The sequence below is a fragment of the Vagococcus elongatus genome, from assembly GCF_003987645.1.
GTDB classification, from domain to species: domain Bacteria; phylum Bacillota; class Bacilli; order Lactobacillales; family Vagococcaceae; genus Vagococcus_A; species Vagococcus_A elongatus.
The window spans coordinates 104,043-127,549 of record NZ_NGKA01000007.1 but is presented as its reverse complement, the minus strand read 5'-3'; the positions used below and the strand labels follow the sequence as shown (position 1 = coordinate 127,549).

The following is a 23,507-nucleotide window of genomic DNA, read 5'->3' as shown; positions in this document are numbered from 1 at the left end:
AGAATCCAGCTTCCTTAAATTTTTATCAGATTTTATCCTACTAAGTTGAAAAATAATTTTTTCTTCCACTTTTCACCACAAGAAGTGGAAGAAAAACTTTTAAAGGTTGAAGTATGAAAAATTCAGGATTAATTAAAGTGGAATTTGGAGACAAAAAGCAATTAACAGTTGACGAATCCCTTAATATATGATAAATTGATTAAAATTACATTAGAAAAAAGCAGTGAATAGGACAAGTAATTCAGGCTAATCTTTCAAAGAGAGCTTCCGGTGCTGGAAAGGAAGTAAAGACCCCTGAGTGAACACACCTCTGAGTTGTTTTTCTGAATGAGTCTATTGTCTAGTAAGAAAAATCGGTTTGCCCGTTAAAGCAATCAGTTGTAGACTGTTTGAGGTTTTTATTGTGAAATAAAAACGAACAGAGGTGGCACCACGTAAACTTGCGTCCTCTTGGCTTTTATTAGCCAAGAGGACTTTTTAATTTTTGAGGGGGAGAAAAAATGGATATAGCAATAAAAGTAATACCAGCTCTGATGGAAGGAGTTAAAACGACTTTACAAGTTTTTATGATGACTTTGGTTTGTTCTTTGCCTTTAGGCTTATTGATTGGTTTGGCAGCAGTGAGTCGTTTCAAACCAGTGACCGTTCTTATCAATACTTTTATTTGGGTTATTCGAGGGACACCTTTGCTACTTCAGATGATTTTTGTTTTTTTTGGATTTCCATTAATTGGTCTAACAATTCAAGACAGGCTGTTAGCAGTTCTTTTAGCATTTATCGTTAATTATTCAGCTTACTTTGCCGAAATCTTCCGTGGCGGGATTCAAGCAATTCCCAAGGGACAGTATGAGGCGGCTAAGGTTCTAGGTTTGTCAAAAATTCAGATGATTAGAAAAATTATTATTCCTCAGGTGATAAAAATTGTATATCCATCCGTAGGGAATGAAGTCATTACATTAATTAAAGATACTTCTTTGGTCTACGCTCTAGGCTTGAGTGAGGTAATGAAGGTCGGGCGGATTGCTATGCAGCGCGAAGCCAGTATCATTCCTCTGATTGATGTGGGGATTATTTATTTGATTCTGACCGGCATCGTCACACTGCTTTTGAAGCTCGGAGAAAAGAAACTGAGCTATTACAAATAGGGAGAGAAAGAAATGCTCGAGGTTAAAAATATTACAAAATCCTTTTATCAAAAAAAAGTTTTAGATAATTTTTCTTTTAAAGTCAACAAAGGAGAAATCGTTTGTTTAGTTGGTCCTTCTGGAGGAGGAAAAACAACTTTATTGAGATGTATCAGCGGATTGGAGGAAATGGATGCTGGGGAAATTTGGTTGGAGAATGAGCTGATCGATCCAATCAATCAGCATAGCGGGAGTCAAATAGGTGTTGTTTTTCAGGATTTTAATTTGTTTCCCCATCTGTCTGTTATGGAAAACCTTACATTGGCACCGATGTTGGTAACGAAAGAAAATAAAGGGGAGGCGCAAGAAAAAGCGGAAGAAATTTTAGAAAAACTGGATTTGATTGAACGAAAAAATCATTACCCGTATCAACTTTCTGGCGGACAAAAGCAAAGGGTAGCTATTGCAAGGGCCCTGCTGATGAGACCGAAAGTCCTGTGCTATGATGAGCCAACAAGTGCACTTGACCCGAGTTTGAGGGATAGTGTGGCACAAAATATTTTAAGTTTGAAAGAAGAAGGCATCATACAAATCGTGGTGACCCATGACCATGATTTTGCTAAAAAAATTGCAAATCAATTAATTGAAGTTGCTTCAATTGGATAGGAGGAAATAGGATGAAAAAGAAAAATATTGTTTGGACGTTAGTGTTGGGGGCTGCTTTACTGTTAGCTGTCGGGTGTGGCGGTTCAGACAAAAAAGAGGGCGGCAAGAAAGAAAAATTGACTGATTGGGCGGAAATCGAAGCCGCAGGTAAAATTGTTGTCGGAGTAGATGACACATTTGTTCCGATGGGATTTAGAGATGAAAATAATGAGCTGGTCGGTTTTGATATTGACTTGGCCAATGCGGTGGGTGAAAAGCTGGACATTGAAGTAGAATTTCAGCCAGTTGATTGGTCAATGAAAGAATCTGAATTGGAAAATGGCACAATCGATGCGATTTGGAATGGCTATACAGTTACAGAAGAGCGTGAGAAAAAAGTGGCCTTTAGTAATTATTATTTGATTAACGAGCAAGATATCGTGTCAATGAAAAAAGACAACGTACAAAATTTCTCAGAAATGAAAGACAAGGTCTTAGGAGCACAGGAAGGGTCAAGTGGTGCGGAATCGATTGAGAATTTCCCTGAGTTATTAAAGGATATCATCAAAGATCAAGAGCCGATTCTATACCCGACCTTTACAGAAGCTTTCTTAGATTTGGAAGCGGGCAGAATTCAAGGGCTGGTCATTGACAAGGTGTTTGCAGAATATTATATCGCGCAACAAGATAACAGCGAGGATTATGTGGTTGCACCAAGTGAATTTGAACAGGAAAATTTTGCGGTCGGTTTAAGAAAAGGCGACAAGGAAACTTTGAAAAAAATCAATGGGGCGTTAAAGGATTTATATGATGAAGGGAAATCAAAAGAGATTAGCGAAAAATGGTTTGGCGAAGACCGGATTTTGCCACAGTAAATTTGATACAACTGTGATTTGAACGTTAGGTGAATAACTCACATTGAAAAGTTTGGATGGGCATTCTTTATTGCTCCGCCAAACTTTTTTTGTATGGCATAGTTTAAAATATAAAATAGAAATAATAAAAAATTTCATGGGTTTAGACTCACTTAAAGCCTTTGTGTTACAATAAATAGTATAAAAAATTGATTTGAACGTATAGGAAGCAGGAACAAAAAAGGTCTAGGTATCAAAGTGAATTGATGAGAATTTCCAACGGTAATAGAGCATTCATCAAATAATTGATAATCTTAGACCGGTCTCAAAAAATATATGTTGGTATAATTTTAAAAAAGATAAAAATTATTTGCAGGAGGTATTTATGAATATTGTACGTCAACCGGAGTTCGTAGAAGCTTTTCATTACGACATGAATCAAAATACAAAAGCAGAAAATGAAATCAGGGTAGAAGTTAATCCAATCGATATGTCTGGGCAGCCGGATTTTCCTGCGGATAAAAACAGTGTGTTGGGTATACGTGTGGTTTTTAAGATTGCTTTTGAAGAATTTGTTCTTACAGGTGCGGTGAGACAGCTGGTGACAGTGACCGACCGAACGATTGAAGCTAACACTGACTTGAGCCAAGAAGAGGTTAATGAGTTAGTTCGTCCGTTGTTTTCAATTATCGAAAGGCTGACTTATGAAGTGACCGAGATAGCCTTGGACCGACCGGGATTGAAATTGAATTTTGAAAGTGAATCAAAGCAATAGAGTTGCCAATCAATGACATCTTTTCAGTAGTTGGCATCAAGGAGAACCGTAGAAAATCCATGGCAGAATTTTATCGCTTAATTCAGTGGACTTAAAAGAAAACCAAATCTTATTAAACTACATCAGGAATAAATTCTTATGGGTTCGTTATTTTTAGAAATAACTCTTTTGTTTGAAAATAGAAAGGAAGAGACCGATGAAGCCTTATGTCTACGCAATCGGGGATATTCACGGGGAAGAAAAAATATTTCGTCAGCTGCTGGCTGATTTTGACCCCAAAATGCATCAGCTTGTGCTAATGGGGGACTTGTTAGATCGGGGGTTCAACAGTAAACAGTGCTTACTGCTCGGAAAAGAATTGGCAGAAAAATATCATGGGATTTATCTAATGGGCAATCATGAAGATTTGTTTTTGAGTTTCTTGAACGATCCTGAAGACTACTTTTTTAACTACCTGCTGAATGGCGGAAGATATACGATTGATTCTTTACTTCATGAAGGTGCCACTAAAGAGTACTCGGCAACGGAAATTAGCATGATGATCCACTCAAGATATAAGGACCTTGTCAAGTTTTTAAAAGAACTGCCTCTTTACTATGAATGGTACGACTATATCTTTGCTCATGCAGGGGTCAATTTAGAGTTGAAAGATTGGCGTCATACATCAAAGAGAGATTTTGTCTGGATTCGCGAGCCATTTCATACAGGAAAAAACAATACAGGAAAGACGATTGTTTTTGGTCATACGCCTGTTCAAAATCTATTTGTAGACAACTCGGTCACGAAACTTTGGCAGCAGGATCAAAAAATCGGGATGGACGGTGGTGGTGTCTATGGCGGGTCTATTCACGGTGTTGTTTTTTCTGACAAAGGAATTATTCAAGATATTGAAATCCAGAACAATGAGGGCGGCTGGCGGCCTGATTTTTAAACAGTGAAAAGTTATGATAGGATAGTACGAGAGTTTTAAATTGAGATAAAGGGGCACCAGATATGTCGGAAGAAAAAAAAGAGCAAGTAATCACATTATTGATAAATGAGTTAAAAGACTATCGACCTAGTCAAATAAAAAAAGTACTAGAGTTATTGGGAGAAGGAAATACAGTTCCCTTTATTGCCCGTTATCGTAAAGAGATGACAGGCAGTTTAGATGAGGTGGCAATTCGTCAAATCGAAGAAAGACATCTCTATTTAACCAATCTAATTAAACGTCGTGACGAAATCATTCGTCTGATTGAAGAGCAAGGGAAATTAACGCCTGAATTGAAGAAGGACATTCTTCAAACGGCAACAATGCAGGGTCTTGAAGACATTTACCGGCCTTATAAGCAAAAGCGTCGTACGAAAGCAACGATTGCCAAAGAAAAAGGGCTGGAACCTTTAGCACAATGGTTGTTTTCGCTGCCGGAAACTGGCGAGGCGGCTGATGAAGCCGAGCAGTATATCAATGAAGAACTGGAAGTATCAACTGCGGAAGAAGCTTTGGACGGGGCACATGAAATCATGGCTGAGATTATTGGAGATGAGCCAAAATACCGACAGTGGATCCGCCGATTTACTTATCAGAATGGAGAAATCGTCAGCACAGAAAAAAATGCCGAAGAAGATGAAAAAAAGATTTTTGAAATGTATTATGATTTTCAGGAAAAAATCAGTACGGTAGTGTCTCATCGGATTTTAGCTATGAACCGTGGTGAAAAGGAAGGGATTTTAAAAGTCGAGCTGGTTGTCCCAGAAGAAAAAGTGATGGATTATTTTGATAAACAGCTTATCGGAAAACGCAGTGAAAGTGTGACTGCTTCTTATGTACGGCAAGCCTACCAAGATAGCTATAAAAGGTTTATCAAACCAGCTATAGAACGGGAAATTCGTAACGAATTGACTGAGAAGGCTGATGAACAGGCCATTGCTATTTTTGGTGAGAACTTACGGAATTTATTGTTGCAGCCTCCGTTAAAAAATAAAGTTGTCATGGGATTTGACCCGGCTTACCGTACAGGGTGTAAACTAGCCATCGTGGATGGTACAGGAAAAGTTTTGGCGATTGATGTGATTTATCCGCACAAACCGGCAAATCAGGGGAAACGGGCGGCGGCTGCCGAACGCTTCAAGGAACTTGTTACTACTTATCAAGTGGAAACTGTTGCGATCGGCAACGGTACTGCCAGCCGTGAATCGGAATTATTTGTGGCTGAAAACTTACGAGAAATCAACCGTCCAGTTTATTATCTGATCGTTAATGAAGCAGGCGCTTCAGTTTATTCTGCCAGCGATGCGGCACGACAAGAATTTCCAGACTTGCAAGTAGAAGAAAGAAGTGCCGTCAGTATCGCCCGCCGTCTGCAAGACCCGCTGGCTGAATTAGTCAAAATCGACCCTAAAGCGGTGGGTGTGGGACAATACCAGCATGACGTGGCACAGAAGCGTTTGGCAGAACAATTGGACTTTGTTGTTGAAACAGCGGTCAACCAAGTGGGAGTCAATGTGAATACGGCCAGTCCACAGTTGTTGCAGCACGTGTCAGGCCTAAATAAAACTACGGCACAAAATATCTTTGCTTACCGTGAAGAAAATGGCGCTTTTACTGCCCGTAATCAATTTAAAAAAGTCCCTCGACTTGGGCCCAAAGCTTACGAACAGGCAGTAGGCTTTATGCGAATCACCGGCGGGAAAAACATTTTCGACAACACCGGTATCCATCCTGAAAGTTATGAGACGGCACAAAAAGTTTTGGATGAAGCAGGACTTACTTTAGCAGATTTAGGAACGGATGAGGGCAAAATACAATTGGAAAAATTATCGCTGCCACTGTTGGCAGAAAAATTATCGGTAGGTTTGGCGACGTTGGAAGACATCGTGGCCGCTCTCAAACAACCGGGACGAGACATGCGTGAAGAGATGCCTGCACCCCTTTTAAGAAAAGATGTTTTGTCCATGGAAGATTTGAAGATTGGCATGAAACTAGAGGGAATTGTCCGCAATGTTGTGGACTTTGGCGCTTTTATTGATATTGGCGTCAAGCACGACGGTTTGGTCCATATATCCAAAATGAGTCACCGTTTCGTAAAGCACCCGACAGATATTGTTGCAGTCGGCGACGTGGTGACCGTGTGGATTGAAGAAGTAGATTTGAAAAAACAACGCATTGCTCTAAGTTTAGTGTCACCTGAAGAAGGTTGATTACACATGCTGAAATCTGATGAAGTTTTTTTTGAGCATTATTGTAACACACTCCCTAATTTGGGAAATGCCGAATTGCAAGAGCTAGTCAAAACCGTCTCACTCAGATGTTTCGGTAAAGAATTTTACCACAGTGCTTTTTTCAATGGACGGCTCCAAACTACTGGCGGCAGATATCATCTCAATGATCACCATATTGATATCAATCCCCGTGTATTTGAAAAATACGGTTGGACTGAACTGATTGATGTGATTATTCATGAGTTGTGCCACTATCATTTGCATTTGAGTGGCCAAGGGTATCAGCATAGAGATCAAACATTCAAAGAGCTATTAAAAAAAACTGGGGGCAGTCGCTTCGTACGGCCTTTGACACAAGAAAATCACATCCGAAAATTCATCTATCAGTGCTTGGTGTGTGAAAAGGTCTACCCTAGAAAACGACGCATGAGTGTTGAAAAATATTGTTGTCCTTGCGGCGGCAGACTGAACTTAGTTAAAGAGAGAAAAAAAGAAGCTTGGCAAAATCTTTAGATTTTGTTGAGCTTCTTTGCTTTTGACCGTTACTTTAAAAGAAAAGAGCTTTATCGATGATGACTGCTGATCTTAGACAGGAAATTTTTTGGGTAGGATGTTTTGAATTGTGGTATACTAAGTAACATAAATTAAGCAAAAAGGGGAGAATATAAATTTGTTGAACTTAACATTAATGATCACACTGCAAGATATAAAAGATATTCTCTATCAATATATATTTTCCAAAAGCTTTATTGTCGGCATTTTTGATATTTTAGTTGTTTGGTATTTAATCTATAAATTGTTGATTTTGATTAAAGGCACTAAAGCAGTTGAAGTACTCAAAGGGATTGCCATCATTTTAATCGTTCGCGCCATTAGTGATATGATCGGTTTAAACACAGTGTCGTGGATCATGGAGCAAGTAATCAATTATGGTGTGATAGCTTCGATCGTCATTTTCCAGCCGGAAATCCGCAGAGGATTAGAGCATATTGGCAGAGGGGCTATTTTCCAAAGAAAAACGCGTCATGCACAAAAAGATAAAACCAATATGATTAACAGCCTAGACCATGCGATTCAATACATGTCTAAAAGGAAAATTGGAGCTTTAATCACCATTGAGAGACAGACAGGTCTAGCTGAATATATAGAGACCGGAATACCTCTGAATGCCACTATTTCTGGGGAGCTGCTAATCAACATTTTTATCCCTAACACACCTTTGCATGACGGTGCGGTGATTATCAGACGTAATAAAGTGGCAGCGGCCTCTGCCTATCTTCCGCTATCAGAAAATGACCAGATTCCAAAAGAATTCGGCACCAGACATCGGGCGGCAATCGGTATTAGCGAAGTGACAGATTCGATTACCGTGGTCGTGTCTGAAGAAACCGGAGATGTCAGTATCGCCCGAGCAGGACGTTTGAACTCCTCCCTAACGCCTGAAGAATATTTGTCGATTTTGAATACGGAACTCATCGGGACTGAAGAAGAACCAGAGGGCTTGATGAAATACTTTGTAGATGGTTTTACAAAGGGGGCGAACAAAGATGAATAAAGTGACTTCCAGCAATAAATTTACTGCTCTGTTAGCTCTGGCTTTTGCACTCCTTTTATTTTTTAATGCTAATTTTCCAAGCGGACTGTTTTCACAGGAAGAGAATCATTCCACTTTACGTCCTCTTGAGGCAGTGGTCAATGATGTGCCAATCAAATTAGTTTACGATGACAGTCAATATTTTGTCTCGGGCTCTCAGGAAACAACGACTGTTTACTTGAGCAGTACGAATCGCTTGTTACTCGACACCGAGACCAATGAACAAACGAGAAAATTTGTTTTGGAAGCTGATTTAACCAATCGGCAGCCGGGAACTTATGAAGTAGAAGTTGAAGTGAAAAATTTGACAAGCGGGGTGAAAGCAGAACTGAAAGATCCCAAAGTGAGCGTGAAATTGGAAAAAAGGGTCACAAAGACGTTTCCTGTGAATGTCAGAATTCATGATGATTTATTGAAGAACGGCTACACGATTGAAGAGACTAGCATTTCCCCGTCAGAAGTGGAAATCACTGCTGGTGAGGAAACGATCAAAAGCATCACTGATGTCTTGGTCTCTATCGATCAGGATCAGCAAATATCTTCAGATTTTTCTAGTCGTTTGGATGTCTATGCGATTGATGCTCAAGGAAATATGCTCAATGTGATCGCCAATCCTTCGGCAGTGATGGTCAGTCTTAATGTGATTGCACCAATGAAGACAGTGCCTTTGGTAATCAAACAGTCTGGAAAAATCCCCGAGGGCATAGAAAGTTATACGTTCACTAGTGAAACACAAAATGTAGAAATCACAGGTCCAAGAGAAATCATCGATAAGATTGATGAGGTGGTCGCTCTTGTGGATACGAGCACGATCACTGAAACAGCGACGAATACTTATTCGATTGAAGAAATCAATAATGTCAAATTCAATCCGGCAACGGTTAGGATTACCGTGACACCTAAGCTGGCAGAAAAAAATTCAGAAACGAGTTCGTCGGATAAAGAAAAGAATGGTTCGACCAATGGAAGAAGTAAAACATCAACTGAGAAAAGTAAAAGTTCATCAGATTAAAAAGTAAGGTGGAAATTAATAATGGGAAAATATTTTGGAACAGATGGGGTCAGAGGGGTTGCTAATAAAGAACTGACACCGGAACTAGCATTTAAATTAGGACGTTGCGGCGGGTACGTTTTAGTGCAGCACCATCAAAACGGAGGAAGCAAGCCCAAGGTCTTAGTAGGACGGGATACACGTATTTCAGGAGAAATGCTTGAGCAAGCGTTATTGGCAGGACTGATGTCTGTTGGTATCGAAGTTTTCCAGCTGGGCGTTATTTCTACTCCCGCAGTTGCTTATCTGACTAGACTGCAAAAAGCAGATGCAGGTATCATGATTTCTGCTTCCCACAATCCGGCTGAAGATAATGGTATCAAATTTTTTGGCCCAGATGGGTTTAAATTAGCCGACGAAGAGGAATTGGAGATTGAGGCATTGTTGGACGCTGACGAAGACAACTTGCCGCGGCCTTCTGCTGACGGATTGGGAACATTGGAAGATTATCCGGAAGGTTTGCTGAAATATTCACAATTTTTGACCAATTCAATTGAAGGCAACTTATCAGGTTTGAGTGTGTGTTTAGATGCAGCAAATGGTGCGACTTCTACCGTTGTCAACCGCTTGTTTGCAGATTTGGAAACAGATTTTTACACTATGGGTACAAAATCTAATGGGATTAATATCAATGACAAGGTTGGCTCCACCCATCCGGAAGCTTTAGCGGCGTTTGTTCTTGAAAAAGAAGCAGATGTTGGTTTAGCTTTTGACGGGGACGGGGACCGGGTAATCGCAGTAGATGAAAAAGGGCAAATCATTGATGGGGATAAGATTATGTATATTTGCGGTAAACATTTGCTATCCCAAGGAAAACTGAAAAAACAAACAATTGTTTCTACTGTCATGAGCAACTTAGGGTTTCATAAAGCGGTGGAAGCCGCTGGTATGGTAGCTTTAGCGACTCAAGTGGGGGACCGCTATGTGGTTGAGGAGATGCGGAAAAACGATTATAATTTTGGCGGCGAACAATCTGGACATATTGTTTTTCTAGATTATAATACAACAGGAGATGGTTTGCTTTCTGGTATTCAACTACTGAATGTCATGAAAACAACTGGAAAAAAATTGTCAGAATTGGCAGATGAAATCCAAGAATATCCGCAAAAATTAGTCAATATCAAAGTCAAGAATAAAGAAGAAGCCCTTAACAATGAATTGATTAATAAGACTATTGCAGAAGCAGAAGAGGAAATGAACGGCAATGGGCGTATCCTCGTGAGACCATCAGGTACTGAACCATTGTTGCGAGTGATGGCGGAGGCGCCAACGGTAGAAAAAGTTGAATACTATGTAAATAAAATTGCCGACGTAGTCAAATTAGAAGTTGGTGCAGATTAATCAAAACGTAAAAGTCGGTTCAGAAATGAGCGGACTTTTTATTGTTAAGAAGAGGATGTGAAGCAAATGAAACGTATCTGGTATATTTCAGGCACTGTTGGAGTTTTGATGTTAGGTGCGGTAGGGTGGGGAGTAGACTATTTATACCGCTACGCTATCGCGACGGGTAAAAAAGATTTTATCAGCCAAAGTGAGGCAACGGGAAGTGGCGGTGCTGCGTTTGATCACTGGACTTTTGCAGAGCAGGCACCAGAGACCTTGTCTCTGGAAGCAAGAGATGGATTAAAGCTAAAGGGCACTTACTTTCAGCACAAAGAACAACATAAAAAACTAGCTGTCATCGCCCATGGCTATGGCAGTGACTCGACCTATATGAAGGAATATGCAAAAATGATTTTTGAAATGGGATGGGATATTTTTTTGCCTGACGCTAGAGGACATGGTCAAAGTGAAGGTAATTATATCGGCTTTGGCTGGGATGAAAGATTAGATCTGATTGATTGGACTTCCCAGCTGGTTAAGCGATACTCCAAGGATGTGGATGTTATGTTGTTCGGTGTCAGCATGGGGGCATCAACTGTAATGATGGGCTCAGGAGAAAAACTGCCCGAGCAAGTTAAAATAATCGTGGAAGACTGCGGCTACACGTCGGTCAAAAATGAATTAAGCTATCAATTAAAAGAAATGTTTCATCTGCCTTCCTTTCCACTGATTCCATTAACCTCTGTCTATACAGATTTGAAGACGGGTTACAATTTTTATGAAGCAGATGCGGTTAAACAGTTGAAGAAAAATAAATTGCCGACTTTGTTCATTCACGGGACAGAAGATACATTTGTTCCAACGGAAATGGTTCATTCTTTATACGATGCGGCACAAGGGCCTAAAGAATTATGGCTAGTCGAAGGAGCCGGTCACGCCGAGAGTTTAAAAAAGGCGCCGGAAAACTACGAAAAACAGTTAGGAAATTTTATCAGCCGTTATCTGAAATAAATTGGAATTTCGTATGCAAATATTGACTTTTCAGCGTGCTTTCAGTATACTACTAGTCGCAAGGATATGTTTTTAAGGACGAATTGTTCAGAGAGTTTTTTGATAGCTGCGAAAAAAACCAATTCACTTATAAATGCTCCCTTGTTGTTGAAATAGGAAACTATTTCCGTCTAATTTCCGCGTTAAGGATTTTAAGAGGTAATGAAACTAGTTAACATCATTGCAAACGAGGTGGTACCGCGCGTATGTCGTCCTTGTTCTGCAGGGGTGTTTTTTTATTTTTACCGAGTGGTTTATGTGGTGGTAATATTTGGATGTGAAATTAAGAGAATGAAGGAGAACAAGTTATCATGAAACAGTTATCAAGTAGTGACGTGCGTCAGATGTTTTTAGATTTTTTTAAAGAAAAAGGGCATAGTGTAGAGCCTAGCGCTTCCCTAGTGCCGGTAGACGATCCCACGTTGCTGTGGATCAATTCCGGTGTAGCAACATTGAAAAAATATTTTGACGGTACTATCGTTCCCAAAAACCCGAGAATCGTCAACGCTCAAAAAAGCATTCGAACAAATGATATCGAAAATGTCGGGAAAACAGCTCGTCATCATACTATGTTTGAAATGTTAGGGAATTTTTCAATCGGAGATTATTTTAAAGAAGAAGCCATTAGATGGGCTTGGGAGTTTTTAACAGATAAAAAGTGGTTAGGATTTGCTCCCGACAAATTATATGTTACCGTTCATCCTGACGACCACGAAGCTCGCCGTGTTTGGCAAGAGATTATCGGCTTGGCAGAAGAGCGAGTCATCGATATTGAAGATAATTTTTGGGAGATTGGTGTGGGCCCATGCGGACCAAACTCAGAAATATTTTATGACCGAGGACAGGCATTCAATGATTTAGCTGAAGACGATCCGGAAAATTATGCCGGAGGAGAAAATGAACGGTACTTGGAAATTTGGAATCTGGTTTTCTCTGAATTCAATCGGACAGAAGACGGTCAGTACGAACCGCTGCCTCATAAAAATATTGATACAGGGTTAGGATTAGAACGATTGGTGTCAGTAATTCAAAACACCCCGACAAATTTTGAAACAGATTTATTCATGCCAATCATTCAGGCGACGGAAAAATTGAGCGATGGCTTTTCTTATGGTAAAGAAAAAGAGACAGATGTTTCTTTTAAAGTGATTGCTGATCATATTCGTGCGGTAACCTTTGCGATTGGTGATGGTGCATTGCCTTCAAATGAGGGCAGAGGTTATGTGTTGCGTCGTTTGCTGCGACGTGCGGTAAGACACGGAAAGAAGCTTGGTATCAATCGCCCGTTTATGTATCAACTAGTACCAGTCGTGGGTAAAATCATGGAAAGCTTCTATCCGGAAATTTTAGCCCAGCAGGATTTTATTGCCAAAGTCATCAAAACAGAAGAAGAAAGATTCCATGAAACCATCAATGAAGGACTGCAGATTTTATCTGGGATTTTGGAAGATTTAAAAGAAAAAAATAAGACGATGATTCTTGGGAAAGATATGTTCAAATTATACGACACATACGGTTTCCCAGTGGAATTAACAAAGGAAATCGCTGAAGAAGCAGGGTTTGAAGTAGATGATGCAGGGTTTGAGAAGGAAATGGAAGCGCAACGTGAAAGGGCACGGGCGGCTCGAAGTGATGCTGCTTCGATGACGATTCAATCCGGTTTGTTTACAGACATTCAAACAGCAAGTGAATTTGTCGGTTATGATACCTTGAAAATAGAAAGTCCTTTGACAGTTTTACTCCATGATAATGAAAAGGTAGAGGAGTTGCTGCCAGCGGAAGAAGTTGTTGCCGATGCGATGTTTGAAGTGACACCTTTCTATGCTGAAATGGGAGGACAGATTTTCGATACTGGGGTCATCTATAATCAGAGCAACGACATCGTTGCAAAAGTTACTGATGTGAAAAAAGCTCCAAATGGACAACCGTTGCACAAACTCATTGTTCTAAAACCGTTAAAAGTCGGGGAACGCTATGTGCTGGAAGTAGACAAAAATAGACGCAATCGGATTCTGAAAAATCATACGGCCACGCATTTGCTTCATCAAAGCTTAAAAGATGTGTTAGGGATTCATGCAAACCAAGCGGGTTCTCTAGTTGCTCCGGGCTATCTTCGTTTTGACTTTACTCACTTCGGACAGGTAACTAAAGCGGAGTTGGAAGAAATGGAACATATTGTCAATCAGAAAATTTGGGAAAGCCTGCCGGTGGAGACGATTGAAACAGACATTGACACTGCAAAAAATATGGGCGCTATGGCATTGTTTGGTGAAAAATACGGATCGGACGTTCGAGTCGTAAAAATCGGAGATTATTCACTGGAACTGTGCGGAGGAACCCATGTAAAAAACACGAGTGAAATCGGCATTTTGAAAATTTTATCAGAATCAGGTATTGGAGCAGGCATTCGCCGAATCGAAGCTGTGACCAGTAAAGAAGCTTACGATGTTTTCCATGAAGAAGAGCAGCAGCTGAAAGAAGTGGCACAGATTGTTAAAGCTCCTCAGTTGAAACAAGCGGTCAACCGGGTGGAACAATTGCAGGAACAACTAAAAGAAGCCCAGCGTGACATCGAAACACTGGCGGCTAAATTGGCCAATCAGGAAGCAAAAGATATTTTTGCAGAGGTGTCAGAAGTTAACGGCATTCGTTTCATTGCTAAAGAAGCTCATGTAAAAAATATGAACCAATTACGTCAGCTGGCAGATCAGTGGAAACAAAATGCGGTTTCGGATGTTCTGGTTCTTGGAATCGTTCAAGATGGGAAAGCTAATTTGCTGGTAGCTATGACGAAAGAAATGAATGACCGGGGTCTTCGTGCGGGGGACTTGATAAAAGCTATTGCACCCCTTATCGGCGGTGGCGGCGGCGGTCGTCCTGACATGGCGCAAGCTGGAGGGAAAAATCCGGCAGGAATGATAGACGCTTTGGCAGAAGTAGAAAATTGGCTGAAAGAAAAATAGCCTCTATATAACTACTGTATGTAAAATTGTTTAGACTAAAAGGAGACAAACAGATTATGGCAAGAATTGAACAAAAACCCGGAAAAGTAAGTTTCGGGCAAGCAGTTAGTGATTTTTTTAAAGGCTACGTTGATTTTAAAGGAAGGACTACCAGAGCAGGTTTTTGGTGGGCACTTTTAATGTATTTGTTAGTGCACATTTCTTTTTTGATAATATTTTTGATATTTCTATTTTCTTCTAATGCTTCAAGCATCGCTTCGAACAATGTTGAGCAGTTTTTTCTTAATACAATGCTAGGCACTGGATTATTAGGGTTGATCTATATGCTGTTTGTTTTGGGGACAATCCTACCCATGCTGACATTGACAGTCAGACGTTATCGGGATGCGGGCATGACAGGCTCAGGGATTGTGCTCTTACTGATTGCGGGATATCTGCTGCCCAGAGGGGGAAACGGTAATACAATAATTTCTTTGGTTTCCTATGCTTTGATGGTTTTTGAGTTTATTTTGGCCGTGTTGCCGACGGATACTTTGTTCGCAAGAAGTACGGATAATGATGTGAAAAAATTCTTTTTACGAGTCAAACCATAGAAAAGGAGCCAGAATCGGGCTTCTTTTTCTACTAAAGAGAAAAAAATATGTTACACTATAGCAGAAAAGAAATAAAAAGGATTGAGCAAGTATGAAACCACAATCGGATAAACGCCAGCACTTTCGCTTCCCTGCCTTCGATGATGAAGAAGGGGTCAAGTTAATAAATGAAGACAGCCGTTATTTATTTGCGGAAGAAAGGGAAACTAGGATTTTTAATGCCCTTCGTGAAGAAATACCAGAAACTTATGACCAAGAAAAAAACATTCTTAAACATGACATCAAACGTGATGCACCTGTACAACAAGAAGTAAAACCTTCTAGACCGAACATTGCTTCAACTTGGGAAGCTCCTGATTTATCCCGTTCGAAGACTCAGTATTCGGGCCCGGCAATTACCGGACATAAAAAAGAGCCGGTGAATTCACTTTTTAATAAGCCTCATCGTCCTAGTATTCTGACCAAAGATGACAGTCTGACTCGTGAGAATCGTACTGAAATCGACCGAAGAATTGATAAAAGCAGTCATCTTGAGGAAAAGTTGGCAAGCACGCGTTTTGCTGCCCCTGAAAAAAGATTCAAACCTAGAAATATTCCTCAGCAATTATATGGAGTGGATGGGCTAGATAAAAATTGGAAGAAGGCGGAAATCGCTAATCAGATTACCAAAAATAAAACCAGTTATTTGATGCTCGCTAGTAAAGATGACAGTGATTTACCCGAATTGACCGATAATAAAGTTTTTCAGAAGTCAAAAGAGGAAAGCTTTGACACTGTCAGAAATCGTCCCCCTTCATCTGAAGAAGTCGTCGTTAGAAAAAAGCGCAAGATTCCAGAGGTGGCTTCTCGTGATTTTGGCAATCAATCTGTGGGAACTACTGGGAAAAAAAATGACACGGTCGAGTTGCCAGCCATTGAGAGAAAAAAAAGAGAAGAAGAAATCGTAACTAAAAATCGTCTGGAAAAGTCTTTGTCAGGAATTATGTCTGAAGAGGGCTCTCAGTTAGGGATCAATAAATATTTTGATTAAGTGCTCAGTTGAGATAGCTTCGGCTTATCTCAACTTTTTTGTGTCACATTAAAGTACTAAGTGTTGAAAAAAAAAGGAAAATGTATCATAATGGAGTTCGAATCAAATTTTGCTTATGCTATGAACGGTTTAAGAAAGAGGACTTTTATGACGAATAATATTTATCATTTTGTAGGGATAAAAGGTGCTGGAATGAGCGCTTTAGCCTTGATATTACATGGAAAAGGCTACCGGGTACAAGGATCAGATATCGATGACTATGTGTTCACGCAACGTGAATTAGAAAAAAACAATATAACAATATTGCCCTTTGATGAAAAAAATATAAAAAAAGACATGATTATTATTGCGGGCAATGCTTTTCCTGATACTCACCGGGAAATACAGGAAGCATTAAAAAAAGGTCTTCAGGTGATTCGTTATCACCGTTTTTTGGGCGACTTCATTAAAAAATTTACCAGTGTGGCAGTGACTGGTTCTCATGGAAAAACAACGACGACAGGGCTGCTTGCTCATGTTTTGAGCGGTATCAAACCCACGAGTTTTTTGATCGGAGACGGTACAGGTCAAGGCGTTGCCGATTCAGACTTTTTTGCTTTTGAAGCCTGCGAGTATCGCCGGCACTTCCTTTCATATAGTCCGGAGTATGGGATCATAACTAATGTAGACTTCGACCATCCTGATTATTACCAAAGTATTGACGATGTGTTTGATGCATTTCAAACATTTGCTCATCAAGTAAAAAAAGGCATCGTAGCTTATGGTGAAGATGATTATTTACGTAAGTTAGAGGCGGAAGTCCCTGTGTATTATTACGGGACCAGTCCCAATAATGATTACCGGGCTGTCAATATCAAGCGGACCACCGAGGGTTCCTTCTTTGAAGTTGAACGCGAGGGTCAAGTCATCGGTCAGTATAAGGTGCCTGCATATGGCATGCACAATGTATATAATGCGTTAGCGGTGATTGCTATCGCCCATCTTGAAGGCTTGGATCAAAAGAAAGTCGCTGAGGAATTATTGACATTTACCGGGGTGAAGCGCCGCTTTACTGAGAAAAAAGTCAGTGACATGATTATCGTGGATGACTATGCGCATCACCCGGCAGAAATCAAAGTGACGATTGACGGAGCAAGACAAAAATATCCTGATAAAGAAATCATAGCAGTCTTTCAGCCCCACACGTTTACCAGAACTATTGCACTTTTGGATGACTTTGCCGAATCCTTGGATTTGGCTGATCACGTCTTTTTATGTGATATTTTCGGGTCTGCCAGAGAACAGCAGGGAAGCGTGAAAATTGAAAACCTTGGAGAAAAAATATCTAAGGGGGGCACGGTAATCAGCGAAAATAATGTTTCACCCTTATTAGATTACCATGATGCGGTGATGATTTTCATGGGAGCCGGCGATGTACAGAAATTTGAAAGAGCGTATGAGTCTCTTCTGGCAAGTACTAGAAGAAACATTATGTAAAAAGCTGCTTATCTTTTAACGTAGTGAGATTTTTTCAGAGTTATCAAGGAAAAATAAGAAGGAGTGTTTTAAATGAATGATTACAAGACAAATCAAGTATCCGATCAGGAGCAGTTTGCTTTAGCGAGCTTTTATTCAAAAGTTTATGCGATTTTAGGAATAGGAATTGCCATCAGTGCAGTCACAGCATTTCTAGTTATCAACTTTTTCTTTTATCAAATTGCGTCAATATTGACCGCAGTTCCATTTGGCTTCATGATTTTATGGATTGCTCAAATTGGTTTAGTTATCTTTTTAGGCAGGAAAGCTTTCAGTAATCCGACGGCTGCCATGGGTGGCTTCGTAGCCTATTCGATTCTTAATGGAGTAACAATCAGCTTTACCTTGGCAATGTATGACATTCACACAGTTGGACAGGCCTTTCTGACAGCTTCTGTTACTTTCGGTGCTATGGCATTGATTGGTATGTTTACAAAGAAAGATTTATCTGTGATGGGTCGCGCCATGCTGACAGCACTAATCGGTGTGATTATCGCGCTAGTCATAAATATCTTTTTAAGAAGTGAAGGATTGGATTTCTTCCTTTCGATTCTAACTGTTTTGATTTTCTCAGGTTTGACTGCTTATGACAACCAAATGATTAAAAGATACTTCTATCAAGCACAAGGCAATCAGCAAACCTTGAGCGGCATCGCAATATTTTGTGCCCTACAACTTTATCTTGATTTTATCAATCTGCTGTTGGCATTTATTAGAATTTTCGGCAGAGACTAATCCTTTTGATGGCTACTGTTTGACTCGCTTCGGGTCAAACAGTTTTTCTTTTTCCTTTTTAAGCAGATAGAACTTTGTTAGAATAGAAAGGAGCGAAGAAAGCCTCTATTTTTAAATCTAATTTTGCTTCTTTATGGATTTGTGAAACAAGAGTCGCAAGTTTCGGGGCATCCAACTAAAATTAAAAATAGCAGCTACCAATTTTAAAATTATAAAGGGGATCGAGTCAATGGCAGATAAAAAAAAGTTATTATTAGTAGATGGGAACAGTGTGGCATTTCGTGCGTTTTACGCGCTGTATCAATCTCTAAATCGTTTTAAAAATAGCAGCGGTTTGCACACTAATGCCATCTATGCGTTTCATAATATGCTGGAAAATATCATAGAAAAAGAGAAACCCAGTCATGTTTTAGTGGCCTTTGACGCAGGAAAAACAACTTTTCGTCATGAAACATTTTCAGAATACAAAGACGGACGTTCTAAAACCCCAAGTGAATTTAGAGAACAGTTGCCCTATATTCGTGAAATGGTGACGGCACTTGGTATTAAGCATTATGAATTGGATAATTATGAAGCAGATGACATTATCGGTACGTTGGCAAACAAGGTTTCCCATGATGATTTTGATGTCGTCGTCGTTTCGGGCGACAAGGATTTGACACAACTGGCAGATGATCATATCCGAGTTGAGGTGACAGTCAAAGGTGTTAGCGAGTTGGAATCTTATACTCCAGAACATATCAAAGAAAAGTATGGTCTGACCCCAAGGCAAATCATCGATATGAAAGGTTTGGCTGGGGACGCATCAGACAATTTGCCGGGAGTATCAGGTGTAGGTGAAAAGACAGCGATCACTCTTTTGAAAGAATATGGCAGTCTTGAAGGAGTTTACGAACATCTTGATGACATGAAGAAAAGCAAAAGGAAAGAAAATTTAATCAAAGACAGAGATCAGGCATTTATGAGTAAAGAATTGGCGACAATCAATTTGAACACGCCTGTGGAAATAAAAGTGGATGATCTTGCTTATGAAGGAAAAGATTTTGATAAATTGATTCCTTTGTATAAAGAAATGGATTTCAATTCTTTCCTGGCAAAAGTTGATAGTGATGAAATCAAAAGCAATGCAGAAAATCTGACAGAAATTGTTTTTGAACATGTTCTTGAAGCAAAAGAAGAGATGTTCAAAGACGGCATGGAATTTTATCTTGAAATGTTGGATGAAAATTATCATCTTGCGGAGATTGCAGGAGTCGCTTGGGGTAATCAGGAGCATATTTATGTGTGCTCTGGCGATGAAATGTTACACCAGCCTTTATTTAAAAAATGGCTTGAAAATAATCAGCTGACTAAAAAAACATATGATGTGAAACGCACGGCGGTCGCTTTAAATCGTTATGATATTGAACTCGCCGGAGTGACGTTCGATGCGTTATTGGCAGCGTACTTACTGGATACTAATGATAAGAGTGAGGATTTAGCGGAAGTTGCTTATAATTATGACTTTCGTGAGATTGAAACAGATGAAAAAATTTACGGCAAAGGTGTCAAACGGGGATTACCGGAGGAAGCAGTTTTGCTGGAGCATTTGGCACGCAAAATCAAGGCTTTGGCCTATCTTTATCCGACTCTTGACGAGCAGTTAAGCGATCAGGCGCAACATGATTTGTTTTATGAGATGGAGCTGCCACTGTCCCAAGTCTTAGCGAAAATGGAAATAGCAGGTATCAAGGTGGACGCCAGCCGCTTGACAAAGATGCAGCAAGAATTTTCTGTTATCTTAAAAGGTATCGAGCAGCGGGTATATGAATTGGCAGGAGAGGAATTCAATCTGAATTCACCGAAACAACTGGGAGTGATTCTGTTTGAAAAAATGGGATTACCGCCGATAAAGAAGACCAAGACAGGTTACTCTACTGCTGTAGATGTTTTGGAACAGTTGAAAGACAAATCCCCTATCATCGACGAGATTTTGCATTACCGTCAGGTGGCGAAAATCCAGTCGACCTATGTGGAAGGTTTGTTGAAAGTCATCCATCCCGAAGACGGCAAAATTCATACAAGATATGTTCAAACATTGACTCAAACAGGTCGATTGAGTTCGGTTGATCCTAACCTTCAAAATATTCCGATTCGTTTGGAAGAAGGACGGAAAATCCGTCAGGCATTTGTGCCGAGAAAGCCGGGCTGGAAGATTTTCGCTTCTGACTATTCTCAGATAGAGTTGCGTGTGTTGGCAGAAATCAGTCAGGATGAACATTTGCGTCAAGCCTTTTTAGAAGGGCAAGACATTCATACCAGTACAGCGATGCGTGTCTTTAATATCGAAACGGCTGAAGAAGTTACCCCGAATATTCGACGACAGGCAAAAGCTGTCAACTTTGGTGTGGTTTATGGTATCAGTGATTACGGTTTGTCTCAAAATCTGGGGATTACTCGAAAAGAAGCCAAGGAATTTATTGATACTTATTTTGAAAAGTATCCTGGAGTTAAAAAATATATGCAGGACATCGTTCGGGAAGCCAAAGATAAAGGGTTTGTGGAAACTTTATGGCATCGCCGCCGCTACTTGCCTGATATCAATTCTCGTAATTTTAATCTTCGGTCATTTGCTGAAAGGACAGCAATCAACACGCCGATTCAAGGAAGTGCCGCAGATATTTTGAAACTGGCGATGATTGAGCTGGATAAACGATTGGCTAAAGAAAATATGGAAGCTACCATGCTTCTTCAAGTGCATGATGAACTGGTATTTGAAGCGCCAGCTGAGGAAATCGAGCAGTTGGATAAAGTGGTGACAGAAGTGATGGAAGGTATCGCTACTTTTAGTTTGCCTTTAAAAGCAGACAGCAGTTGGGGCGATACTTGGTACGATGCAAAATAAATAATTTTTGAAAAGGACTGTTTTCTGTTAAAGAGGCAGTCCTTCCTTGACAAATAGAGTTTAGGAGCGGAGAATATGCCAGAATTACCAGAAGTTGAAGCCGTAAAAATCGGCCTGAATCAGCTAGTGACCGGTAAAACGATCAAAGAAGTGACTGTGTTTTGGCCCAGAATCATCGAGCGGCCGGAAGTAGATTTTTTCAAGACACAATTAATCAATGAATCTATCGAAGGATTTGATCGAAGAGGGAAGTTTTTAATTTTCAAGTTGACCCACTACGATTTGGTTTCTCATTTGAGAATGGAAGGAAAATACGAATACCATCAGGCAGATGATGAACTTTTGAAGCACACTCATGTGATTTTTAAATTTACTGATGGCAGCGAATTACGCTATCTAGATGTGAGGAAATTCGGCAGGATGACATTGATGCCTAAGCATCATGCCCTAGACTATCCGGGAATAAAAAAATTAGGTCCTGAACCTATCCGGTCAGACTTTCATTTGGATGTATTTGAAAAGCAGTTGCAGGCGTCTCACAGAGCGATTAAACCTTTACTGCTGGATCAAAGTCTGGTCACAGGTCTGGGAAATATCTATGTGGATGAAGCTTTATTTCAAGCAAAAATACATCCAGAACAGCCGGCGGATACTTTGAATAAACAGGAAGTTTTAGCGCTATATGAGAGTATCATAGATGTCTTGGCACGTGCAGTAGAAGCTGGCGGGACGACAGTCAGAACGTATAAAAATGCCTTGGGAGAGGCAGGGAAGTTTCAAGTAGCTTTGAATGTCTATGGCTTAACTGGAAAAGCTTGTCCAAGGTGCGGCACACCAATCAGTAAAATCAAGGTAGCACAAAGAGGGACACATTTTTGTCCGAGTTGTCAGAAAAAGCTCGTTGAGTAAGAAAGAAGGAAGTTCAAATGACATTTGTCTTAGGAATTACAGGAGGCATCGCCACTGGCAAATCAACGGCGGACAAATTTTTCAGCGAGAGGAATATCCCGCTGATCGATGCAGATATTATTGCTCGTGAGGTAGTGGAACCAGGCACGGCTGGACTGAGTAAGATTGCGGTAGAATTTGGCAAAGAGATTCTGACAGAAGAAGGAAGACTGAATCGAAAAAAATTAGGCAGTATTGTTTTTAATGATAAAAAGAAATTGGAACGGTTGAATTACCTTTTAAAAGAAGAACTCTTTCATGCTATTGGTGAGAAAATTAAAGAAGCTGAGAAAAAAAAGCCGCTACTAATCGTGGTGGACGTCCCTTTGATGTATGAAGAAAATTATCACCAGCTGATGGATGCAGTGATGGTCATCTATGTTCCAGAAAGAATCCAGTTGAAACGTTTGATGGAGCGAGATGGATTGAATGAAGAAGCCGCTGGACAACGGATAAAAAGTCAGATGCCAATTGAAGAAAAAAAGCACTTGGCTGACATTGTAATAGATAATTCATACAGTGTCGAAAACACTTACCGACAGTTGGAAAGTTGGTTGCAGGAACACTTTCCAGAAGTTTGGAAAGGTAATTAAAGCTCTTAGTCCGGCAAATAGTCAGACTGTACCAATCACTGTTTTTCATGGTACAATAAAAGACAGAAGAACTAGTACAGAACTGCTGGTTTGAGTAAGTCTACGAAAACGTAAAAGCTATAAGGGGTGAAAAAAATGCAATGTCCAAAATGTCAAAATAATGGCTCTAGAGTAGTGGACAGTCGTCCATCTGATGAAGGACGTGCGATCCGCAGACGGAGAGAGTGTGAAGCTTGCGGCTTTCGTTTCACGACTTTTGAGAGAATTGAAGCCACACCTTTATTGGTGATCAAAAAAGACGGCAAGAGGGAAGAGTTTAATCGCGAGAAAATTTTACGCGGATTGATTCGTGCCGCAGAAAAACGCCCAGTTTCTATGGAACAAATGGAAAATGTCGTGGATCAAGTGGAAAACAAAGTGCGGGCACGGGGAGAAAGTGAAGTGCCAACCAGTTTAATCGGCGAGTATGTCATGGAATATCTGGCTGACTTGGATGAAATCGCCTATATCAGATTTGCCAGCGTTTATCGTCAATTTAAAGACGTGGGTGTCTTTATTGAAGAAATGCAAGAGATGGTAAACAAAGGGCAAAGCTCCCATGATTCAAAAGAAGAGGGAAAATGATTAGG

Annotated in this window: 20 protein-coding genes and 1 other annotated feature; all 20 genes read left to right on the top strand. The window is 40.2% G+C overall.

The genetic code is table 11. The features are described from left to right. Positions 1–214: 214 nt before the first annotated feature. Positions 215–453: a binding site (T-box leader), on the top strand. Positions 454–500: 47 nt separating this feature from the next. The 20 genes from CBF29_RS06140 to nrdR all read left to right on the top strand — a co-directional run bounded on the left by CBF29_RS06140 (position 501) and on the right by nrdR (position 23,502). Continuing rightward, a complete protein-coding gene (locus CBF29_RS06140; RefSeq protein ID WP_126808507.1) occupies positions 501–1,145 on the top strand; it encodes an amino acid ABC transporter permease in 645 nt (214 codons plus the stop codon). 12 nt (positions 1,146–1,157) lie between these two features. Next, positions 1,158–1,790, top strand: coding sequence for an amino acid ABC transporter ATP-binding protein (locus tag CBF29_RS06135; protein WP_126808505.1), 633 nt, complete (start codon positions 1,158–1,160; stop codon positions 1,788–1,790). Between the two features lie 11 nt (positions 1,791–1,801). After that, complete coding sequence (locus CBF29_RS06130) at positions 1,802–2,644, top strand: amino acid ABC transporter substrate-binding protein (RefSeq protein WP_126808503.1); 843 nt, start codon at positions 1,802–1,804, stop codon at positions 2,642–2,644. 364 nt (positions 2,645–3,008) lie between these two features. Continuing rightward, on the top strand, positions 3,009–3,398 hold the full coding sequence (locus CBF29_RS06125; protein ID WP_126808501.1) for a DUF1149 family protein: 390 nt from the start codon (positions 3,009–3,011) through the stop codon (positions 3,396–3,398). Positions 3,399–3,594: 196 nt separating this feature from the next. Continuing rightward, on the top strand, positions 3,595–4,329 hold the full coding sequence (locus CBF29_RS06120; RefSeq protein ID WP_126808498.1) for a metallophosphoesterase: 735 nt from the start codon (positions 3,595–3,597) through the stop codon (positions 4,327–4,329). 62 nt (positions 4,330–4,391) lie between these two features. Beyond that, positions 4,392–6,578: a Tex family protein gene (locus CBF29_RS06115; protein WP_126808496.1), complete on the top strand. Its 2,187-nt coding sequence runs from the start codon at positions 4,392–4,394 to the stop codon at positions 6,576–6,578. A 6-nt stretch (positions 6,579–6,584) separates the two neighbouring features. Continuing rightward, entirely contained in the window at positions 6,585–7,112 is a 528-nt protein-coding gene (locus CBF29_RS06110) for a SprT family protein (RefSeq protein ID WP_211334256.1), read from the top strand. 175 nt (positions 7,113–7,287) lie between these two features. Further along, positions 7,288–8,154, top strand: coding sequence for a diadenylate cyclase CdaA (gene cdaA, locus CBF29_RS06105; protein WP_126808518.1), 867 nt, complete (start codon positions 7,288–7,290; stop codon positions 8,152–8,154). Beyond that, positions 8,147–9,205, top strand: coding sequence for a CdaR family protein (locus tag CBF29_RS06100; RefSeq protein ID WP_170170006.1), 1,059 nt, complete (start codon positions 8,147–8,149; stop codon positions 9,203–9,205). The genes cdaA and CBF29_RS06100 overlap by 8 nt, the downstream gene beginning before the upstream one ends. 21 nt (positions 9,206–9,226) lie before the next feature. Continuing rightward, entirely contained in the window at positions 9,227–10,585 is a 1,359-nt protein-coding gene (gene glmM, locus CBF29_RS06095) for a phosphoglucosamine mutase (protein ID WP_126808492.1), read from the top strand. A 66-nt stretch (positions 10,586–10,651) separates the two neighbouring features. After that, positions 10,652–11,578, top strand: a complete 927-nt coding sequence (locus tag CBF29_RS06090; protein ID WP_126808490.1) for an alpha/beta hydrolase — start codon at positions 10,652–10,654, stop codon at positions 11,576–11,578. Between the two features lie 350 nt (positions 11,579–11,928). Beyond that, positions 11,929–14,580 carry an alanine--tRNA ligase gene (gene alaS / locus CBF29_RS06085; RefSeq protein ID WP_126808488.1) on the top strand — a complete coding sequence of 884 codons (2,652 nt, stop codon included), beginning with the start codon at positions 11,929–11,931 and terminating at the stop codon, positions 14,578–14,580. 56 nt (positions 14,581–14,636) lie between these two features. After that, on the top strand, positions 14,637–15,173 hold the full coding sequence (locus CBF29_RS06080) for a DUF805 domain-containing protein (RefSeq protein WP_126808486.1): 537 nt from the start codon (positions 14,637–14,639) through the stop codon (positions 15,171–15,173). A gap of 91 nt (positions 15,174–15,264) precedes the next feature. Further along, positions 15,265–16,203, top strand: a complete 939-nt coding sequence (locus CBF29_RS06075) for a hypothetical protein (RefSeq protein ID WP_126808483.1) — start codon at positions 15,265–15,267, stop codon at positions 16,201–16,203. Positions 16,204–16,350: 147 nt separating this feature from the next. Then, positions 16,351–17,679, top strand: coding sequence for a UDP-N-acetylmuramate--L-alanine ligase (murC, locus tag CBF29_RS06070; RefSeq protein ID WP_126808481.1), 1,329 nt, complete (start codon positions 16,351–16,353; stop codon positions 17,677–17,679). 72 nt (positions 17,680–17,751) lie between these two features. Next, a complete protein-coding gene (locus CBF29_RS06065) occupies positions 17,752–18,453 on the top strand; it encodes a Bax inhibitor-1/YccA family protein (protein WP_126808479.1) in 702 nt (233 codons plus the stop codon). Between the two features lie 229 nt (positions 18,454–18,682). After that, positions 18,683–21,337: a DNA polymerase I gene (gene polA / locus CBF29_RS06060; RefSeq protein ID WP_126808477.1), complete on the top strand. Its 2,655-nt coding sequence runs from the start codon at positions 18,683–18,685 to the stop codon at positions 21,335–21,337. A gap of 75 nt (positions 21,338–21,412) precedes the next feature. Continuing rightward, entirely contained in the window at positions 21,413–22,246 is an 834-nt protein-coding gene (gene mutM / locus CBF29_RS06055) for a DNA-formamidopyrimidine glycosylase (protein WP_126808475.1), read from the top strand. Between the two features lie 17 nt (positions 22,247–22,263). Next, on the top strand, positions 22,264–22,878 hold the full coding sequence (gene coaE / locus CBF29_RS06050; protein ID WP_126808473.1) for a dephospho-CoA kinase: 615 nt from the start codon (positions 22,264–22,266) through the stop codon (positions 22,876–22,878). Positions 22,879–23,013: 135 nt separating this feature from the next. Further along, positions 23,014–23,502, top strand: a complete 489-nt coding sequence (gene nrdR / locus CBF29_RS06045) for a transcriptional regulator NrdR (protein WP_126808471.1) — start codon at positions 23,014–23,016, stop codon at positions 23,500–23,502. Positions 23,503–23,507 lie beyond the last annotated feature (5 nt).

What these genes read in the sequence shown, in the direction of transcription:
- alaS (WP_126808488.1), top strand. Translation starts at nt 11,929, where the DNA reads ATGAAACAGTTATCAAGTAGTGACGTGCGTCAGATGTTTTTAGATTTT.
- CBF29_RS06120 (WP_126808498.1), top strand. Translation starts at nt 3,595, where the DNA reads ATGAAGCCTTATGTCTACGCAATCGGGGATATTCACGGGGAAGAAAAA.
- mutM (WP_126808475.1), top strand. Translation starts at nt 21,413, where the DNA reads ATGCCAGAATTACCAGAAGTTGAAGCCGTAAAAATCGGCCTGAATCAG.
- polA (WP_126808477.1), top strand. Translation starts at nt 18,683, where the DNA reads ATGGCAGATAAAAAAAAGTTATTATTAGTAGATGGGAACAGTGTGGCA.
- CBF29_RS06075 (WP_126808483.1), top strand. Translation starts at nt 15,265, where the DNA reads ATGAAACCACAATCGGATAAACGCCAGCACTTTCGCTTCCCTGCCTTC.
- CBF29_RS06080 (WP_126808486.1), top strand. Translation starts at nt 14,637, where the DNA reads ATGGCAAGAATTGAACAAAAACCCGGAAAAGTAAGTTTCGGGCAAGCA.
- nrdR (WP_126808471.1), top strand. Translation starts at nt 23,014, where the DNA reads ATGCAATGTCCAAAATGTCAAAATAATGGCTCTAGAGTAGTGGACAGT.
- CBF29_RS06090 (WP_126808490.1), top strand. Translation starts at nt 10,652, where the DNA reads ATGAAACGTATCTGGTATATTTCAGGCACTGTTGGAGTTTTGATGTTA.
- CBF29_RS06125 (WP_126808501.1), top strand. Translation starts at nt 3,009, where the DNA reads ATGAATATTGTACGTCAACCGGAGTTCGTAGAAGCTTTTCATTACGAC.
- CBF29_RS06135 (WP_126808505.1), top strand. Translation starts at nt 1,158, where the DNA reads ATGCTCGAGGTTAAAAATATTACAAAATCCTTTTATCAAAAAAAAGTT.
- CBF29_RS06140 (WP_126808507.1), top strand. Translation starts at nt 501, where the DNA reads ATGGATATAGCAATAAAAGTAATACCAGCTCTGATGGAAGGAGTTAAA.
- CBF29_RS06130 (WP_126808503.1), top strand. Translation starts at nt 1,802, where the DNA reads ATGAAAAAGAAAAATATTGTTTGGACGTTAGTGTTGGGGGCTGCTTTA.
- CBF29_RS06110 (WP_211334256.1), top strand. Translation starts at nt 6,585, where the DNA reads ATGCTGAAATCTGATGAAGTTTTTTTTGAGCATTATTGTAACACACTC.
- glmM (WP_126808492.1), top strand. Translation starts at nt 9,227, where the DNA reads ATGGGAAAATATTTTGGAACAGATGGGGTCAGAGGGGTTGCTAATAAA.
- coaE (WP_126808473.1), top strand. Translation starts at nt 22,264, where the DNA reads ATGACATTTGTCTTAGGAATTACAGGAGGCATCGCCACTGGCAAATCA.
- cdaA (WP_126808518.1), top strand. Translation starts at nt 7,288, where the DNA reads ATGATCACACTGCAAGATATAAAAGATATTCTCTATCAATATATATTT.
- CBF29_RS06100 (WP_170170006.1), top strand. Translation starts at nt 8,147, where the DNA reads ATGAATAAAGTGACTTCCAGCAATAAATTTACTGCTCTGTTAGCTCTG.
- murC (WP_126808481.1), top strand. Translation starts at nt 16,351, where the DNA reads ATGACGAATAATATTTATCATTTTGTAGGGATAAAAGGTGCTGGAATG.
- CBF29_RS06115 (WP_126808496.1), top strand. Translation starts at nt 4,392, where the DNA reads ATGTCGGAAGAAAAAAAAGAGCAAGTAATCACATTATTGATAAATGAG.
- CBF29_RS06065 (WP_126808479.1), top strand. Translation starts at nt 17,752, where the DNA reads ATGAATGATTACAAGACAAATCAAGTATCCGATCAGGAGCAGTTTGCT.